Below are 18,479 nucleotides of genomic sequence, written 5' to 3'. Positions count from 1 at the left end.
GGCCGGTTAAGTGTAGCAGCTTGCGACGACGTTGAGTGCGGAGAGCCGCCTGCGGCTGCGATTGCCCCGCGGGCTACTTGCCCGGGGCGTGCAGCCGCCCCCGGTTACTTGTCGAGGAGGAAGCGCTCCACGAAGTCGGCGAGGCCGTCCTGCTCGTTCGTGAGGTCGAGCGTGAAGTCCGCTGCGTCGCGGGCGACGTCCGAGGCGTTTCCCATGGCGATGCCCAGGCCCGCCGCCTCGAGCATCTCGACGTCGTTGCCGGAGTCGCCGATGGTGCACACCTGCTCGAGGCCAAAGCCCAGGTGATGGGCGAGCTCCTCGAGGCCGCGCGCCTTGCTCACGCCGAAGGCGTCCCACTCGATGTTGCTCACTGCGGCGGGATTGACCGTGAGACCGGAGTTCGCGGGGAGCGAAAGGAAGTCCTCCTCGCGCCATGGGTCGATGAAGTTGATGCCGACCTTGAGCACGCCCTTGCCCAGCCGTTCGACCTTATCGGCGATATCCGCCGCGCCGTCATAGCCGTTACGCGGGGTAAACGCGGCGGCGACGCGATCGAACTCCTCGCGGTTCACGGCGCAGCCATAGCGAGTGCCGGGCTCGTCGTCGATACAGACATAGGCGGAGATGCCCGGCTTCATGAGGGTGCGGAGGAGGTTGGCCGCGGTCCTCGCGTCGATGGTCTTGCGACAGAAGAACTCGCCCGTTCGCAGGTCCCGGACGATGGCACCGCAGGCGGCTACGAGGTAGTGGAAGTCATCCATGCCGATCTCGGGCATGGGAAGGCCCTGCCAGGCACGGCCCGTGGTGGGGACGGCCTCGATACCCCGGGCGAGAAGCTCGCGAATCGCGTTCTGCGTGCGTTCCGAGACGCTCTTGTCGTTTCTCATCAGGGTGCCATCAAGGTCGAAGGCGAACAGCCTGATGCCCTTGGCCTTCTCGGCCAGCTCTTGTTCTGTGAGTGTCATGCGATGCCCCCGTTTCGCGCGCGCCGTCGCGCACATGATAACCGCTTGGGGGAGTTGACGGCGAGAGAGGTTGGTGGCTGTTCGGCTAGGCCTCGCCCATGCGTGCGTGTGGTACCTTACATGCGGTAATAGGCTGCGGAGGAGGGCTGGGGCTTGTCGCGATTCGTCGCAACCGAAGTTAACGAGCGCGCGGCGTGCAACCCGCTTGCCGTCGCGGACTCACTGTGTCTGGGCGACGTCGTCGCCTTCGGCTCTAGCGCCACGGCCCATCTCGCCGACGCCTCGGGCAAGAAGCTCCTCGTTAAGGTCTTGCGCAGCAATGCTGTCTGCGAGCAGCGGGCGCGCGACGAGTACCGTCTGCTTGCCGAGCTTGGGGGCGCTGCGGGACATGCTCCGGTTGTCTACGCGCTTGGTGTCTGCGGGGGCGATGAGCCTGCTGCTACGGCCGCCGCGCCGTCGCGTGCCGTTGACGGAAGGCATCATTCCGCGGCTACGCCCGCCATCGCGATGGAGTACGTCGAAGGGCTTGACCTCTTTGGCCTTCGTGCGCTTATCTCGGATGAGTGCGGGCGCGTGGCGAGCGTCGACGCGCTCGGCGTGGCACGTCACCTTGTGTTGGCTCTCCTCTGTTGTTCGGTGGAGTCGCGCTCTGACGCACGCTATCTCTCGACGGTTTCTCATCGCGACGTGAGCGCGGGCAACGTGCGCTTTGTTCTTGATGGCTCGGGTTCGATTTCGCGAGCCGTCCTCATCGACTTTGGCCAGGGCGTCGAGTCCGATGATCCGGACGTTACGGCGACGAACCCCCTCGAGCGCTCGACGACGCCCTTCGTGGGCGCCCCGGAGATGTTCGATCAGCGCCCGGAGGGTAGCCGTCTACTCAGAAACAGCAGTTACACCGATACGTATTCGGTCGGCTGCCTCCTGTATTACCTGCGCACGGGCGAATGGGCCCTGCGCCGGCAGGTGGAAGACGCCATCGCCAGGCTTGGTCTGGGCCGAGAGGGCAGGCAGGCGCTGTGCGATTTCAAGATGCGCTCGGCCATCCTTCTCCCCTCTGAACTTGTGACGACCGAGGAGGACCGCGAGCTCGACACCCTGATCGCGCGCTGCACGGAGCCGGGCGTGGGCAAGCTCGGCGGCCGCTTTGACCTCGTGCGCCTCGCAGAGAGGCTCGGCATTTCCGAGGAGGAGGCGATCGAGGCCCGGCGCGCGTCGGGCGCGGCGCCCGCTACACAGGTCGACCCTGGGGCGGCAACTGTGCCCCCAACGCCCCTCGTTGAGGGGGACGTCGCAGACTCCATCGAGCGGCGAGAGGACGGGCGAGGCGCCCGGCCGCGCGCTGTCCCCGCTGGGCGCCCACACGCTGGGGAGCCGGATGCACCGTCGGCGGAGCATCCGGGCTCCGGGCGTCCCTCGCGCCTCCGTGAGGTTCTGAAGAAGACGCGCTGCACATCTGCGGTGCCGCTCCCGCTGAAGGTGGCGATGCTCGTGCTCGTCGCGGTGGCGCTCGCCGTGACCGTCTACGCGAGCGCTCCGGCGTGGTTGCCCGTTGCGGGTACGCCTGCCAGCTCGAGCGCGCAGACGCTCGTGCTTTACCCTAGCTCGGAGTTCCTCGCGACCTCCCAGCTCAAAGACACCGCGGACCTTGTCCAGGCGCGTCTTTCGAGCGTGGAGGGAGCGTCCGCGGCGCTGCTCGACTCCTCTGACGGCATCTCCGTTTCCCTGGCGAGCCCCCTTGCGGATGCGGATGAGCTCGAGGGCGCCATCGCCGGCGATGACGTCACGGCGGAGAAGCTCGCCGCGTGGCTCGAGGGCGATGTGAAGAACCTTCTCGCAAACCCGCTCGCGCTCTACCTCGTGGATGACTCGAGTGAGGACGCGGTTTTTGACGGCACCGCCCCACGCGTGCGCGTCTATCGAAGCGAGATCGCCTCCGCCGAGGCTTGTACGGGACGCGTCGACGGCCTCGAATCCGCTAGCTACCTTAATGATGATTTCGCCGCTTACGTGCGCCTGACGCTTACGGATGAGGGTGTGCGCAGGCTTGAGGAGGCGTGTGGGGACTGGTTCGACCATGCCGTTTTCGCGTTCGACCTCGAGAGTAGCTCCTGGTCCACCACCTCGACGGTACGCCTGGCCAGCGGCTCCTACGCCATCTCCTCGATGCTTGCGCCCATGGAACCCGAGGCAAAGATGCTTGCGGCGGCGCTCGCCACCGAAGAGTACCCGGCCTCATTCAGTTGCGAGGCCGTTCCCAGCATCGACTGGGACGAGCCGGATGCGTCGAGCCAGAACCAGGTGGCGGAGGCGAACGTGGGACCCGGGGACGCATGGGTGGTTGAGGCAAGTACCGCGGATGGCCTTACCGAGGGAGAGGCCCTCGACGCTCGCACGATGCTCGTCGAACGCTGCGAGGCCATGGGAGTCCCGTACGCCCTCGGAACGGTGAACGACGGCGATGGCATTGCCGTGAAACTCGCTCCAGAGGGGTTCGACGCGCTCGCGGCGGAGGCGCTCGTGCAGGGACGTTCGATCACGCTTTCATGGGGGATGGAGAAGCGCTCGCTTACCTCCGAGAAAGTCGAGGTTGTGGAACAGGACGGCCGTGTGTCCCTGTGCATCTCGGGCGGCTCTGACAACGGCGCGGTCGCGCAGGCGTCTCGTGCCGCGGCGGACTCGCTGGGCGTGTGGATGTACGCCGAGGTGGCGGGCATCCCGCTCATGCGCGGCTGGGTTGACGCGAACTCGAATGGGAAGGTCGTCCTGGACCAGACGTGTGCCACAAATGCCGAGATAGACGAGGCCGGCGCCTGGCTGCCTCGCCTCATCGCGTCCGTTTTCGAGACGGACGGACCGAGCGCCACCGTCGTCTACAGCGGTAAGGTGGACCTCTCGTGGCCTGGCTCTGCCCGCGCGACCGAGGGCTCCGTTTCTGAGGCCCGGGCCGCCGCAAAGGCGGTAAACCCCGCCACGACGGTTGGCACGGACCCCTACGATGCCAGTGGTTTGCTCATGTACCTGCAGCTTGATGACTCGCGTGGCTCAGATACGCCTGTTTCTCTCGCCGCGGACGCGCTCGATGCGGCGCGCACGACGTACGAGCGCATGGATTTCGAGTCTGGTCCGTTCGCGACCCTGTCGTTCTATTTTGGCGGCACAGACACGGAGCCCGCGGGGATGATCAGGTTCCGTAAGCAACGCTCTCTTTGGAGCGGGGAAGAGCCCGCCGTGGAAGTCGCGTTCGTGTCGTATGGCGGAGAAGACGGGCTCGAGGAGCGCCTCTCTGCGGATGCCGCGACTGATGAGTTCTACGCGAGCAAGTTCGGGCGGGCGTAGCAGGCCCTGCTTAGCCGCGCGTCCGAGACGGCGCGAGGCTCCTTCGCCATGCTCCTAATCCAGCTTGTCTCTAGCCCAGCATGCCCTAGCCCAGCTGTGCGACTTCAACCACGAAGTCGACCTCGCTTCCGATCACGGTGACGGCGTCGCCCGGCTCGAGCTGGAGCGTGGCTCCCTTTTCTTGCCGGCTTCCGCGCAGGTAGGTGTTCTGGTTGATGATCTCGAGCTCAAGCGCGTCCTCAGTGCGCAGCACCAGTGCGAGGCGCGAGACCGCGGGGTCTGGCAGCGCGAGGTCGGCGACCGCTGCGTGTGCATCGTCTGCTGCCGTTCTGCCGAGAAGGGCCGGCGTGTCGGCGTAGCTCGGCGCGCGCCCGATGCGCACGACGGTGCCAAGCTCGAACGCGTAGCTTTCGACCGACGCCGCGCGCCCGCTGCCCCGCTCCGCAACGGGAATCTTTGAAACGCGAAGGGTGACGTACTCCGCCTTCCTCGCGGGGGCCTCCGGCTCGAGAGGGCTGTCGCCTGAGGTTCCTGGCGCGGGCAGCGTGCCCAGGCCCGCCTCCACCACGACGGCGTCGAAGCCCGAGGAGGTAATCCCCGAGCGAAGCGCCACGCAACAGAGCAGGCTCGCGAAGAGTGGGGTCAGAAGCTCGTTGACCACGGCGTTCGTAGGTGCGAGTGCGTCTTTCGCGCTGCCGTGCGCGATCGTCCATCGGCGACTGAGCGCATCGGCAAAGAAGGCCAGCTCACGGGCGGCTTGTGCCGAGCCGTCGCGCTTGCATTGGCTTATCACGGCATCGACGATTCGCTGGGCCTCGCTCGCGAGGTCGGAGGGAGTGCCACCCCGCCCGCACGTCTCGGAAAACCAGGATGCTAGGACGTGGCCGGAGGCGATCCACTTGGCATGATCGTGGCCAACCAGTCCTAGGCGTTCGCGGGCGTCTGTGCGGTTGCCCTGGGCGAAGCCCCAACGCCAGGCGACGGGCGTTGCCGTGCGGTCCTTGAGCGTGGCGGAGGCGTGCACGATGTCTAGATGCGTCTCCACCGCCTGAAAGAGCACCCGCCTCGCACGGTACTGGACGTATCGCGGCGATGAGGGGCCTTCCTCCTTCGGCGAGGACGGAATCGAGCCGCTGGGGTTGGCCAGCGGCAGCTCGGCGTCCTTCTCGCTATAGCCCACATAGCCCATGAGCTGGCCGATCTTCGCGCCCGTGCTGGCAAACGAGCGGTTCTTCTCGATGGGGGAGAAGCTCGCGATGGGGGAGGACGCCCCCGCCTGCGCCAGAAGGCGGCCCTCGGTCTCGAGGATGGCGTACTGGGTCAGGAGGTCGCCCACGTGTCCGGTGAGCAGCGTCGCCGCGTGGTCCCTGCCGTGGTCGAGGCAGAGCAGGCCGATCGCGTGCGGGTCGCGCAGCGCCTTGGCCTCGATGTCCGCGTCACCCGCGGCAATGATCCATCGGATGCCAGCCTCTTCCGCACGCATGCGCAGGTAGGAGGCAAGCTCGTCGAAGACGGCGACCCCGATGCGCTCGCAGCCCTCGGCCGCCTGCGAGAAGTTCGTGTGCGTGGCATAGCCGACCGCCTCGCGACCGCCGAGCGCGCACCACGCGCCAAAGGGCATCGTGGTGGCGCGGGCGAGCTCTACGCAGAGGGTCTCGTAGGCGTTTTCGGGGAGTTTCTTGAGCTTGGGCATGGATCCTCCTTTGCTGCCGCGAGTCTATCAGAGGCCGGGCGTTCCCCGCGAGTGGAGTCAGCTGAATAGCCCCTGCGCATTCGAGATGCCTTGGATAGCCTCGCCTTGAGGAGGGGCGCCTGCGTCGGCGCCCCGTGATGCGTATGCCGGCGGGAGGTTGTCCATGGTTGGGGCGCTGCTGGGAAGGTTTCTGAGAGTTCTGCTGAGAACGTTCGTGTGGGTCGCCTGCGTGGCAGTTCCCAATATCGCGCGCAAGCTGGCGCGCGTGGCCTTGCTGCTCGCCCGAGGACTGGCGCGCGCAGCCCGGGCGCTGGCCCGGGATCTTGTGCATTCTATCTGGGAGTTCGCCCGTGAGCTGGCGTGCCTCGTCCGCGGTCTTCCGCGAATGGCGACGTGTGCCGCCCAGGCGCTCGCTCGCGCGGCAACACGCCTCGACTTGCGCCTGCGCCGTCGTGACGTCTCCCTGCCCCGCCTCGGGGCGGCCACCTGGCCCGACGTCTCCGCCCCTCCGCTCGAGCAGATCTACCCGTCGCCGGGAGCTAGCGCGGAGACGCGCCTCGTGCGCATGGGGGAGCGTGTCGGCAAGCTGGCGCTCACGCCCGCCGCCGAGGAACGCTTGCTCGTGGAGCATCGAGTGCTTGGCCTCCTCGCTCCCGCCGGGTTCTTCCCGCGGGAATACGGCCTGGAGCGCGTGCGCGATGGACACGCGTCGGGAGGCGAGGCCCTGTGCCTTCGCGAGGAGTATGTCGAGGGCGAGAGCCTCGCCTGCTATCTCGGGCGGGTCGAGGCGGACGAGTGCCGTCTCGAGAGCCTCGACGCCATCGCTCTCCTCGCGCAGCTGCTCTTCGCCCTCTCGCTCGTCCATGGCGCGGGGTGGATCCACCGCGACCTCCACCCCCGCAACGTCATCGTCGCGCCGGATGGCCGCATGCGCGTCGTCGACTTCGGGTGCGCGGCGCTGGCTGAGGAGTGTGAACGGGGCCTTCATCGCGAGAGGATCATCAGCCTCGGGTTCGAGCCGCCGGAGTCCGCGAGCTACGGGCCGTGGTCGCCTGCCTCAGACGTGTATTCGGCCTGCGCCATCGGAGTGCGTTTGCTCTATGGGGAGGCCGGTGTTCCCGCGTCCGACGACTCGCCGCTCGGCTGCTTCCTGCGCCGCGGCACATCCATTCCGCCATCTTGCCGCTATCCCGATGCCGGCGCCGCCTACCGCGCCTTGGCCGCAGCGGTTCCCGGTCTGGGCGTCGCCGCGTAGCCCCGTCGCTATTCAGCTGATAAGCGCGAGCGGCGAGGTGCGCTTCCGCCGATTCTGTAGCCAAGGAAAAACGGCCGCGGCAAACGTACCCGATCGCGGCCCGAGGAAAGGAAGCGCCATGACCACCAACGATGCCGCCAAGACCCAGGTCCTCAACCGCCCCGTCGACCAGACGTCGACGTCCGATTTCCCCGGCTTTTCGGCGGGCTCCTCCGCCCAGACCCAGGTGCTTGAGCCCACGAGGCTCGGTCGCGTCGCCACGAGCGGCCTCACCCGTCGCTTCGCGAGCGTCGAACCCACCAACATCATCATCGCGGCGGACTGCAGCAGCTCGGTGCATGGCTCCATGGACTCCATCAATGCAGGTCTTGCGGGCATCAAGAGCTCCATCTGCAAGGACCCCGTGTCCGGACAGACCGCGCATGTCTCGGTTATCTCGTTTAGCAGCGAAGTCAAGGTCTGGCGCCTGCGTGACCAGGACTCTTCCCAGGGTCTCGACGAGGTCGACGCCGCCTTCGTCCCCGCTGCCGAGATGCCCGAGGTCGTTCTTCGCGCCAAGGGGGCCACGCACCTCAACGACGCCATCCTCAAGGCCGTTGAGCTCGAGCGCGAGCAGGTTCACCGCCAGGTTCGTCTTCATGGGCAGAACCCCCGACGTTCCCTGCTGATCATCCTCTCCGACGGTGCCGACTACCCGGGCAAGAACATCGACGCCGCGGCAGCGGCCCTCTCCACGGCCGTCGCCAAGGGCAAGATCAAAGTGATGTTCCTGGGATTTGGCGACTACAAGCCCGAGATCGCCGAGCGTCTTGCGGGTAGCGACGGCTGGTTTGCCGCCGATGACGGCGCCTCGATCGACGACTTCCTCGAGCTCGCCGGCAAGTACGCCCGCGTCCTCTCCTCGGAGGAGCCGGGCAAGGTCCCCGCGGTGGGCACCAAGGTTGGAACTCCCGACAGCCCCATCAGGTTCTGCTCGCCCGCGGGCATGACCCTGCGCGAGTACCTCGCCTCCTAGGCGCCTCGTCGGCGGCCCGAGATTGGCCGTCGGCGTGTCGAGACCATCGATTGAGAGAAGGGCATATCCATGAGTTTGATGTGCTATCAGGCCTCCGTTCCCGGGACCTCCCACCTCGCCCTCGGCATCCCCAACCAGGACTCGTTCGCCGTTCGCATCGTGCGCTCGGGCTGGTCGAGCACGTGTGTGGCTCCCGGCGGCACCCGCGTCCGCCGTGTTCGCGGCGACGAGTTCGTTGTGGCGGCGGTGGCGGACGGGCTCGGCTCGGCGGAGCTTTCGAACCTCGGGTCCGCCGCCGCGGCGACGGCGGCGGTGGAGGCGCTCTCGCTGTCCGCGGCTACGTATCCTGGCCTTGCCGGGATTGACGACCTTAAGCTCGAGGGGGTCGTGCATCGCGCCCTTACCGCCGTTAATCGCAAGGCGGCCGAGGTCGGGGCCGATCCCGCCGCGCTGGCGACGACCCTCGCCCTGTGCGTCTGGGATGGCTATAGCGTGGCCTGGGCCTGCGCCGGGGACTCCGGCATCGTGGGTCTCTTCGCGGATGGCTACCACCCTCTCTGCCGCATGGACCGAGCCGGGCATCGCAACACGGTCTTCTCCCTGAGCGCGGACGACCACTGGCGGTTTGGGATGGCCGAGGGGGTTGAGGGCCTCGTCCTCGCCACGGACGGCATGCTCGAGCAGTTCGTGCCGGGCTTTGTCGTGTCGGCGTCCGAGGCGGATGGGGACCTGGCTAACGTCGAGGTTAATGACCCGTTGCTTGACCTGCTGCTGCGCCTCGATCCAGCCGACGCCGCTCGCCCCGAGGACCTGAGTGCCGCCGCCGAGAAGTTCCTCGGGGACCTCGACCCGATCGACGTCTATGACGACAAGACCGTGGTGGTCCTCTACGAGGCCCCTGACGCCTGTGGGTGCGATGCGGACGTTGCCGCTGATCGCCCCGCTTCCGAGAGGGTCATTGAGGACGGGGGACCCATCGGCAAGCAGCCGTTCGACGAGCCTGACGATGACGAGAGGTCCGTCGGAGGCCCCGGGGGCGAATCCAGTTTGGAGCCTGACGCCGATTCTGATGCCGGTCCCGAGCTGGTTGGCGCTGGCCCTGCCGAGCCGGCTGCCGAGCCCGCGCCCGAGTCTGCTTCCGCCGAGCCCGCGCCCGAGCCTGTTCCCGAGCCCGCCGGCCCCGCACGCGAGCCCGAGCACGCCGGTCCCACGTCCGAGTCCGCGCCCGCGCCCGCGCCGCGCCCCTCCATCTCCGTCGTCATCGACCGCGCCGTTCCCGCCGTCGAGGTGCGTGACGGCAGTCATCGCGCGGAGTGCTACGCCCAGCCCCGCTCGCTCTCCCCGCATGCCCTTGTCCCTGGGCCAAGCGTGGGGCTCAGGCCCTATCGTCACCTTAACTAGCAGGTGTTTGTTTGATTCGGCCCGGCGCGGTGCCGTCGCCCGCTCCGTCCGAAGGAAGGAATGGCAATGGTTGTCTACACGAATGCCGGCTGCCCCGTGGTTCTCGCCGACGCCGGCTCAAGTGGTTCCGAGGGCGTCGTCTACGATGTCGTCGACGACCCGTGCTCGGTTGCGAAGATCTATCACGCCGATGACCCCGACATGTTCATCCATGAGGTCAAGGTCGAGGCGATGGCCAGGTGCCACCTCGCGCTCTGCGACAAGGCCCCCGACGCCATGGCGGCTCTCGCCTGGCCTTCCGAGGCGCTCTATAGAGATCCGGCCGCTACGGAGTTCGCGGGCTTCGTGATGCGACGCTTCCAGGGTGATCCGCTTCCCGTGGCCTGCGAGTATCCGGGTGCCGACGCCGCCGCCACGCGTCGCTCGCTGGTCGCCCTTAAGGAGCTGTGCCACGTCGTGGAGTTCCTGCACCACATCGGCATCTGTGTGGGAGACTGGAACCCCTATAACTTCGTGGTGGGGGAAGATGGCCATGTCGGCCTTCTTGACGTCGATGGCTTCCACCTGGCGTATGACCGCAGCCTGGTCTATCCTTGCGGCGTCTGCGCCGAGGGCTACGTCGCCCCCGAGCTCGTCCGCGCCCAGCGCGAATGCGGCCTCGGTTATCGAGAGATGGCGCTGAAGGGCATTTCCACGTTCACGCCCAAGACCGATGACTTCGGCCTCGCGGTGGCGATCTTCCGCGCCCTCGACAACTGGGTCCATCCCTTCTCTGGTTCAGTCGACATCGGCCCCGACGACTCCTACGAGCGCCCAAGGCCCGTGGACGAGCTGGTGGCGGAAGGCGCTTCCCCGTTCGTCGGCACCGCGCCCGGTCTCAAGCTCAAGCCCTGGGCCCTGCCCCTGGAGTATCTCCCGCCACTCTTCCAGGAGGCCTTTCAGTGGAGCCTGTTCGACGATGACCCGAGCCGTCGCCTCGCGCCGGGCCAGTGGGAGCGCCTGCTGGGCGACTACCTCGACCAGCTTGTCGATTGTCCCTGCGGGCACGCGTACCACCGTGGCTTCAGCGCGTGCCCGTACTGCTACGTCGAGGCCGAGATGGCCAAGGCCACCCCTGCGGCCGAGGCGGCATGAGGATGGTCGCGCAGCTACATCGCTCGACCTTGGGGCCGGTCTCGCGTGCCTACTACGAGGAGATCCTCGACGCGCTTGCCACCTTCTCGCGCGAGGCGACGCTTCCCGGCGGCCTCGACCACACCGCCGCGTTCGAGGTGTTCCGTCTGGTGATGCACGACAACCCGCGTATCATCTGGGCGAATTCGTCCGCGACGACGGTTGAGCGCGGGTCGCAGGGGGTAACGAGGATGTCCTTCTCCTACCTGCGCGACGAGGCCGAGGCGCGCTCGGAGCTCGACGCGATAGCCCGCAGCGCCGACCCGATCCTCGAGGCGGCTTCTGCGCTTCCTGTGGGGCTGGCGCGCGTCGCCGCCATCCATGACGGGCTGCTCAGCCTTGGCGCTGGCATCGAAGGCGGTACCGACCTGCGAAACGCGGTCGGCGCGCTTGGCCGCGGGCACACCGGGGCCGTCTGCACGGGTTATGCCCGCGCGTTCAAGCTGCTGTGTGACGCGGCGCATGTGCCGTGCGCCGTCGTGAGCGGGTGGGCTACGGGCGGAGACCGGCCCCCGAGGCGCGGTCGCGATGGCGAGACCAGCCATGCCTGGAACCTCGTCGACGTGTCCGTCGAGAGGGGCGCGCCGCCTCGCTGGGTGCATGCGGACACCTACTGGGACGCGGAGCGCGACGGCTGGACTTGCAGCCATGCCTATCTCGGCCTGTCCGATGCCGAGGCCGCGCCAACCCACCTCGCCGCAGGCGTTGGCTTTAGCTCCGCGTGCGATGTCTCGGCGGGCTACTACGACGCCTTTGACCTTGATGCGTGGGACATGGGCGGGGCGAGGACGATCCTGCGGCGAGCACGCGGCGCCTCTTCCGTCGAGATGCGCCTGCCCTCGGGTGACGAGGGCGAGTTCAGGCGCTTCGCGCACGAGGTGGTCAAGCTGGCCACGAAGACCTGGCACCATGACGTCGCATATCGGCTCGTCCCCGGGCGCAACGTGCTTCTCTGCCGCAAGAAGTAGGGGCTGACGGGATGCTTCCGCCAGCCCCTTGTTGTTGGGGTATGGGTTGTTGAGGTATGGGTCGCCCGCGCTCGTCGGGCGGCGGTTCTCCAGTCGCACTGGCCCCCGCGGGGTTGCTGGCGGGTGCGGGTGAGCTCAGATGCTCGGCGGCTTTGTCTCGCCGACCGCTTCGTCCCTACAGGAGCGAATCGTTGCGGCTCAGGAAGAACTTCTTCATGCCGGAGACGATGACCGCGTAGCCGAGCACCATCACGGCGAGGACGCCCCAGAACACCGGCGGCAGGCTGCAGAAGTCAAGCGCCGCGCCCAGCGCGCTCGCTGGCAGGAGCGTTGCGACGGCGATGCCCATCGATCCGAGCATCACGAGCGGCAGAGACGCGCAGCTGCCGATGAACGGGGTCTTCTCGGTACGGATCAGGTGCACCACGAGCGTCTGCGTCCACATGCTCTCGACGAACCAGCCAGCCTGGAAGGTGCCGACGAACAGCGCCTGACCCGCGGTGTCGAGCGTGCCCCAGGCGCCGCCGGCGACGGCGGGGCACACGAAGAAGAACAGCGCTGCGAAGGTGAGGATGTCGAAGATCGAGCTCAGGGGGCCAAACGCGACCATGAAGCGGCGCACGGAGGCCGTGTCCCAGCGACGCGGGGTGCGGATGGCGTCCTCGTCGACGTTGTCCCAGGGGATGGCCGTGCAGGTGAGGTCATAGATCAGGTTGAGCAGGAGCAGCTGGACGGCCGTCATGGGGAGGAACGGTAGCAGCGCCGCCGCCACAAGGACGCTCGCGATGTTGCCGAAGTTCGAGCTGACCGTCATCTTCACGTACTTGATCATGTTCGCGTAGGTGCGACGGCCGCACTCGATGCCGCGCTCGAGGACCATGAGGTCCTTCTCGAGCAAGATGATGTCGGCGGCCTCGCGGGCTACGTCAACGGCGGAGTCGACCGAGATGCCGCAGTCGCTCTCGCGCATGGCGGCGGCGTCGTTCACACCATCACCCATGTACGCGACGGCGTGGCCGAGGCCGCGGAGCGTCGCGACGACGCGCGCCTTCTGGGAGGGGGAGAGCTTGGCGAAGATGGACGTCTGCTGAACGGCAACCGCCAGCTCCTTGTCGCTCATGGCCTCGACGTCGGTGCCGGTGAGGACGTTGTCGGCAGGGATGCCGATGGCTCGGCAGACGTGCGCCGCGACGCGGGCGGAGTCTCCCGTGAGGACCTTCGTCTCCACGCCGTGCTCAAGGAGGGCCTTGATGGCGGCGGCGGAGCTCTCCTTGGGTGGATCGAGGAAGGCGAGGTAGCCGATGAGGACCATGTCCCGCTCGTCATCGACCGTGAGGATGCCGGTGCCGGCGGGGTTGTCCTTGCGGGCGACGCCGAGGACGCGCATGCCCTCGTCGGCGAGGTCCGCGCCGCGGGAGATGACCTTCTCCGCGAGCTCGTCGGTTAGGGGAAGGACCTGCCCGTCGACCTCGACGCGCGAGCAGATGCCGAGAATCTCCTCGAGGGCGCCCTTGGTTACCATGCGCGTGCGGCCCCTGGCGTCGCCCACGACAACGGAGAGGCGACGACGCTCGAAGTCGAACGGAAGCTCGTCGATGCCGTGGTAGTACTCGGCCAGCTCCTCTGCCGTGACGGGGGTTCCCTCCGTCACGGCATCGACCTCGTCGGTGCCCTCCGAGAGGGCGCGCTCGATGATCGCGTTATCGACGAGGTTCTTCACGCCGGTCGAGAAGTAGCTGTTGAGGAAGGCGTAGCGCAGGACGCGGGCGTCCTCGCGTCCGTTGACGTCGAGGTGGCGCTCGAGGACGATGCGGTCCTCGGTGAGGGTTCCGGTCTTGTCGGTGCAGAGGACGTCGACGGCGCCGAGGTCCTGGATCGAGTCGAGGCGCTTGACAATGACGCGGGAGTGGCTGAGGTCGACGGCGCCCTTGCCGAGGCAGGTGGTCACGAGCATGGGCAGCATCTCGGGCGTGAGGCCGACGGCGACGGAGAGCGAGAAGAGCAGGGCGTCGACCCAGTCGCCCTTGGTGACACCGGAGATGACGAAGACCACCGGCAGCATGACGAACATGAGGCGCATGAGCAGGCGGCTCGTCGACTTGATGCCCGTGTCGAACGAGGTCTCGCGCTTGCGGCCGACGAGCGTGCCCGTCGCCTCGCCGAACATCGTGCGGGCGCCCGTGGCGACGACGACGCCGCGCGCGTTGCCGGAGATGACGGTGGAGCCCATGAAGGCGAGGTCGGGGAGATCGGTGATGACTGTCGCGGCGACGTCTAGGTTTTCGAGGCCCGTGACATCGAGGCTCGCGCGCTTCTCGATGGGCTCGGACTCGCCGGTGAGCGATGCCTGACTCACGAAGAGGTCGCGGGCGGCAAAGATGTGCAGATCGGCGGGGACGATGTCGCCTGATGAGAGGTGGATGACGTCGCCGACGACGATCTCGTCGATCGGGGTCTCGTTGCCGCCGTCGCCGTCGCGCTCGACTTCGGCGGTGGACTCGACCATTTCCGCCAGGGACTCTGCGGCGACGGTGCTCTTCTCGTCCTGGACGAAGCGCAGCACGCCGGAGACGAGCACCATCGCGCCGATGATGAGCGGGGTGGAGAGGTCGCGCTCGGTGCCGGTGGCGAAGACCCAGTCGGTCAGGACCGAGACGATGGCGATGAAGACGAGGATGTAGGTGAAGGGGTCCGCGAAAGACGCAAGGAATCGGACCGGCAACGGGCGCTTGGCCGCCCGGGCGACGGAGTTCGCGCCGTAGAACTCGCGGGCGGTGTCGACCTGGTCAGACGCGAGGCCTTCTTCGGAGCTGTTGATCTCGCAGAATAGCTCTGAAGAAGGAGCCGCGGCGGCGTGTCGCAGCCACTCCTGCTGTGCCTTGGCCTGGGACTCCCTCTTGGCGGAGGGCTTCTGCTTCTTGACGTCCGCGTGCATGCGAACGAAGAGGTCGCGCAGCATCATGGCGCACCTCGCAATCCCGGGATACTAAAAAGGGCCCGGCGCTTTGCCGGGGACCCCGGAGGCACAACGTGTGCGTGCGCGATTATCTAGCTATCTAGCGTTTGGCCGTTCAGCTGTGCGGTTGTCTTGCTGACAAGCTGTCTAGCTGACGCTATGCGCGACGGGCGGCCGCCATCCCGAGGGCGGGCGCCTCCTCCATGGACTTGAGGGTCTTGGGTTCGTGGCTGTTGTTGCGACTATGACTGGAACCGTCGGACATGACGCACCTCCTTGGTGCCGGGGGCGGTGCCCATCGTTGCTGTATCGGCTAGATGATAACAAATAGGGGGAGTTGGGTTATGTAAGGTTGCCGTAAGTCTGTCATTCCTAATTGTTACCAACCAGGGCGCGTTTATGCGTTGGCATGGGTGATAGGATGGGGCGGCTAGATAAATGGTAAGGATTGGGGCCTTATGAACGTTACCGACAACATTGCATACGTTGGCGTAAACGACCACGACATCGACCTGTTCGAGGGGCAGTACGATGTGCGCGCCAATGGCATGTCCTATAACTCCTACGTCATCTTTGGCGACGAGAAGATCGCCGTAACGGATACCGTCGACACCCACTTCACTGACGAGTGGCTGGCGAACCTCGACTCCGCGCTTGCGGGTCGCACGCCTGATTACCTCGTCGTTCATCACATGGAGCCCGACCACTCTGCGAGCATTGCCGCCTTCATGGAGCGCTACCCCGAGGCGACCGTCGTTGCCTCGGCGCCGGCGTTCAAGATGATGGTTGCCTACTTCGGCACTGACTATCCGGAGCGCAAGCTCGTGGTCAAGGAGGGCGCCACGCTCGAACTGGGTGGGCGTAGCCTCACCTTCGTTGGCGCGCCCAACGTGCACTGGCCTGAGGTGCTCTTCTCCTATGTGCCCGAGGACAAGGTGCTCTTCTCCGCTGACGGCTTCGGCAAGTTCGGTGCGCTCGACTCCGAGGACCCGGAGGGCTGGGCGTGCGAGGCGAGGCGCTACTACTTCGGTATCGTGGGCAAGTTTGGCAAGAACGTCCAGGCTGTGCTCAAGAAGGCTGCGAAGCTCGACATTGCGCACATTTGCCCGCTTCATGGCCCTGTGCTTTCTGAGAACCTTGGCTACTACCTCGACCTTTACAACACGTGGTCAAGCTATGAGCCGGAGGATAAGGGCGTGACCATCGCCTACTCCTCCGTCTATGGCAATACGAGGCAGGCGGCGCTTGAGCTCGCGGATGCGCTCAAGGCCCGCGGCCAGGAGGTTTCGGTCTTCGACCTCGCCCGTGACGACATGTCCGAGGCTGTAGAGGACGCCTTCCGCTATGATCGCCTCGTGCTGGCGAGCATCACCTACGCGGGCAGCATCTTCCCGCACATGAGCACGTTCCTTCACACGCTCGCCGAGCACGCCTACCAGAACCGTCGCGTCGCTCTCGTCGAGGCCGGTTCCTGGGCGCCGATGGCCGCCAAGGTCATGCGCTCCCAGCTCGAGGCGATGAAAGATATCGATATCTGCGAGAACGTCGTTACTGTCAAGGGCGCCGTCAACAATGAGACGCGTGCCCAGATCGAGGCGCTTGCCGAGGAGCTCGCGCGATAGGAGAGCAAGTGGAAGAGATGACCAAGACGGCGGGGGCTTCCGCGCTGTCGCCTGCACGTCGCCGTATCTGCGTGGCCCTGCTCGTCGTCCTCGGCTTCTCTTTGGGTTGCTCTGAGTTCGCCGTCATAGGCGTCGAGCAGGAGATTGCCGACGCCTATGGCGTGACGCTTGCGGAGGCGGGCCAGCTTATCAGCTTTTTTGCGATGACGTATGCGTTCTTGACCCCGCTGCTCACCCTTGCGACGGGCCGCTTCAAGCGCTTTCATCTCGTCGTTGCCTACTCGGCGGTGTTCTGCGTCGCCAATCTCGTTCAGTCGCTTGCCCCGACGTTTGACATTCTCCTCGCGAGTCGCGTGCTTATCGGTGCCGTCTCTGGAACGTTTTTGGGCGTGGGCATCACGTTCATCCCCGAGCTCGTCGACCCGAAGCGGACGTCCGCGATGATCAGCGTGGTTTACGCTGCGTTCTCCGTGGCGATGGTTGTCGCAACCTCCGTCGGCAAGGCCCTGGCCGCTCTCTCCGACTGGCGCATCATCATGTGGGCCGCGCTTGCGCTCGCCCTCGTGACGTGTGTCGCTCTCGTCGCATTGCTTCCGCGCGAGGGTGCCACGGACGAGCCCGCGACTGCCGGCGAGCAGGTGCGCCTCCTCTTCGAGCCGCAGGTCATGACGGGTATCGCCATCTTTGTCTTTGGTGTGGGCTCGATTTACGTGCTCTACGGGTATGTCACGCCTTATCTCGAGACGGTCCTCGGGATGTCTCCGCTTGCCGCGAGCGCCACGCTGATGGCGTATGGCGCGGGCACGTTTGCGTCGAACCTGCTTTCCGGCTGGGTTGACTCTCGCTTTGGAATTCGAGCGCTGTGCGTGACCTTCCCCATGCTTTCCGTCGTGCTGTTCACGCTCTGGCTCGCGGGTCCCTCGCAGTCGCTGGGCCTTGCGTGTGTCATGGCGATATCGCTGCTCATGTACATTGCGTCCGTGCCCTGCATCTCGATGTTCATGAATACGGCAATACGCAAGCACCCCAAGGCGCTTACGCTCGCGAGCTCGCTCGAGGCGACGGCGTTCAATATCGGCATCGCATTTGGCACGGCGGTTGGCGGAGTCATCGTGAGCAACCTCGGGCTTGCGAACGTTGGCGCCGTGGGCGCCGTGTTCGCGCTGGTGGCGCTCGGGCTCGTGCTGGTCACCATTCCGCTCGAGCGCCGTTCGAGGGCGGAAGCCTAGCATGAAGGAGCGCTCGACAGACGCCTGTCGCCGCGCGCCGGGTGTGGGCGGGCCCGGCGCCGAGGGCCGTTGGCCCTCGTGGCTGCCGCGCCCCGTTCGCCTCTCGAGTGGGTGGGGCTTCGTGCGCCAGGTCCGCGACCACGATGGCGAGTCCGTGCGGGTGCTGCAGATAGGAGGCGTCTACCAAAGCGCCACCTACCTCGACGAGCGTCGCATGGAACCCGTGTTTTCCTACTACCGCGCCTTTGACCACGCCTTCACGCTGCGCCCCGACACGCGTCACGTCCTCATGATCGGCGGCGGTGGCTACGCGTGGCCCAAGCACGTGCTCGCGACGCGCGATGATGTTTCGCTCGACGTGGTTGAGATCGACGCGTCCGTGACCGAGGTCGCACGCCGTTGGTTCTTCCTCGACGAGGCGATGTCCGCCCATCCGGGTCGCTGCCGCCTCATCACGGGCGACGGGCGAGCCTTCCTCGAGGACGGTGCCGCCTCTGGGAGCGAGCCGTATGGCGCGGTCGTGCTTGACGCGTTCGACGGCTCCGAACCCGTGCGCGCACTTGCGACCGTCGAAGCCGCACGGGCGGTGCGTGCCAACCTTGTGTCGGATGGCTTGGCGCTCGCAAACGTCGTCTCCGCGGAGGCGGGTGCGGACATCGAGTTCCTCCGAGACATCGCCTCATCGTTTGCCGAGGTATTCGCCCATGTGCACGTGATACCCTGCGAGGACGACCCCTTTGCGGTGGAGGACAACTACCTGCTCGTTGCGACTGATGCCAACTGGCCAGCCCCGGATGCGATCCCCTTCGACGAGGAGTTCCTCGGCGAGCCGATGTACGACTAGCGGGACCCGTCCCGTCTGA

Annotated in this window: 12 protein-coding genes; 9 read left to right on the top strand and 3 right to left on the bottom strand. The window is 66.5% G+C overall.

What is annotated here, in order from left to right:
• Positions 1-104: 104 nt before the first annotated feature.
• Positions 105-965 carry an HAD hydrolase family protein gene (locus Q0H23_RS04000; protein WP_293835954.1) on the bottom strand — a complete coding sequence of 287 codons (861 nt, stop codon included), beginning with the start codon at positions 963-965 and terminating at the stop codon, positions 105-107.
• 153 nt (positions 966-1,118) lie between these two features.
• On the opposite strand from Q0H23_RS04000, the gene Q0H23_RS03995 reads away from it, so the two are divergent.
• On the top strand, positions 1,119-4,304 hold the full coding sequence (locus tag Q0H23_RS03995; RefSeq protein ID WP_293835951.1) for a hypothetical protein: 3,186 nt from the start codon (positions 1,119-1,121) through the stop codon (positions 4,302-4,304).
• Positions 4,305-4,389: 85 nt separating this feature from the next.
• Here Q0H23_RS03995 and Q0H23_RS03990 read toward each other — a convergent pair whose 3' ends face one another.
• Positions 4,390-5,997: a hypothetical protein gene (locus tag Q0H23_RS03990; RefSeq protein WP_293835948.1), complete on the bottom strand. Its 1,608-nt coding sequence runs from the start codon at positions 5,995-5,997 to the stop codon at positions 4,390-4,392.
• A 325-nt stretch (positions 5,998-6,322) separates the two neighbouring features.
• Here Q0H23_RS03990 and Q0H23_RS03985 point away from each other — a divergent pair, with 325 nt between their 5' ends.
• The 5 genes from Q0H23_RS03985 to Q0H23_RS03965 all read left to right on the top strand — a co-directional run bounded on the left by Q0H23_RS03985 (position 6,323) and on the right by Q0H23_RS03965 (position 11,809).
• Positions 6,323-7,252, top strand: a complete 930-nt coding sequence (locus Q0H23_RS03985) for a protein kinase (RefSeq protein ID WP_293835945.1) — start codon at positions 6,323-6,325, stop codon at positions 7,250-7,252.
• A 118-nt stretch (positions 7,253-7,370) separates the two neighbouring features.
• The gene (locus Q0H23_RS03980; RefSeq protein ID WP_293835942.1) at positions 7,371-8,267 is read left to right on the top strand and encodes a VWA domain-containing protein; all 897 of its coding nucleotides are present in this window, start codon (positions 7,371-7,373) and stop codon (positions 8,265-8,267) included.
• A 69-nt stretch (positions 8,268-8,336) separates the two neighbouring features.
• A complete protein-coding gene (locus tag Q0H23_RS03975) occupies positions 8,337-9,668 on the top strand; it encodes a protein phosphatase 2C domain-containing protein (protein ID WP_293835939.1) in 1,332 nt (443 codons plus the stop codon).
• A 66-nt stretch (positions 9,669-9,734) separates the two neighbouring features.
• Positions 9,735-10,802, top strand: a complete 1,068-nt coding sequence (locus Q0H23_RS03970) for a hypothetical protein (RefSeq protein ID WP_293814485.1) — start codon at positions 9,735-9,737, stop codon at positions 10,800-10,802.
• Complete coding sequence (locus Q0H23_RS03965; RefSeq protein WP_293835935.1) at positions 10,799-11,809, top strand: transglutaminase domain-containing protein; 1,011 nt, start codon at positions 10,799-10,801, stop codon at positions 11,807-11,809. Before Q0H23_RS03970 ends, Q0H23_RS03965 begins: the two co-directional genes overlap by 4 nt.
• A gap of 175 nt (positions 11,810-11,984) precedes the next feature.
• Here Q0H23_RS03965 and mgtA read toward each other — a convergent pair whose 3' ends face one another.
• Complete coding sequence (gene mgtA / locus Q0H23_RS03960) at positions 11,985-14,771, bottom strand: magnesium-translocating P-type ATPase (protein WP_293835933.1); 2,787 nt, start codon at positions 14,769-14,771, stop codon at positions 11,985-11,987.
• Between the two features lie 452 nt (positions 14,772-15,223).
• On the opposite strand from mgtA, the gene Q0H23_RS03955 reads away from it, so the two are divergent.
• Genes Q0H23_RS03955 through Q0H23_RS03945 form a run of 3 tightly spaced genes read left to right on the top strand, consistent with a single transcriptional unit; the run spans position 15,224 to position 18,460 of the window.
• Positions 15,224-16,387 (top strand): FprA family A-type flavoprotein, encoded by a 1,164-nt coding sequence (locus tag Q0H23_RS03955; protein ID WP_293835931.1) that lies wholly within the window; start codon positions 15,224-15,226, stop codon positions 16,385-16,387.
• Between the two features lie 17 nt (positions 16,388-16,404).
• Positions 16,405-17,616 carry an MFS transporter gene (locus Q0H23_RS03950; RefSeq protein ID WP_293836031.1) on the top strand — a complete coding sequence of 404 codons (1,212 nt, stop codon included), beginning with the start codon at positions 16,405-16,407 and terminating at the stop codon, positions 17,614-17,616.
• A gap of 1 nt (position 17,617) precedes the next feature.
• Positions 17,618-18,460 (top strand): fused MFS/spermidine synthase, encoded by an 843-nt coding sequence (locus tag Q0H23_RS03945; protein WP_293835929.1) that lies wholly within the window; start codon positions 17,618-17,620, stop codon positions 18,458-18,460.
• Positions 18,461-18,479 lie beyond the last annotated feature (19 nt).

Source organism: uncultured Parolsenella sp., assembly GCF_934660935.1.
GTDB lineage: Bacteria > Actinomycetota > Coriobacteriia > Coriobacteriales > Atopobiaceae > Parolsenella.
This window is presented reverse-complemented; position numbering and strand designations above follow the sequence as displayed.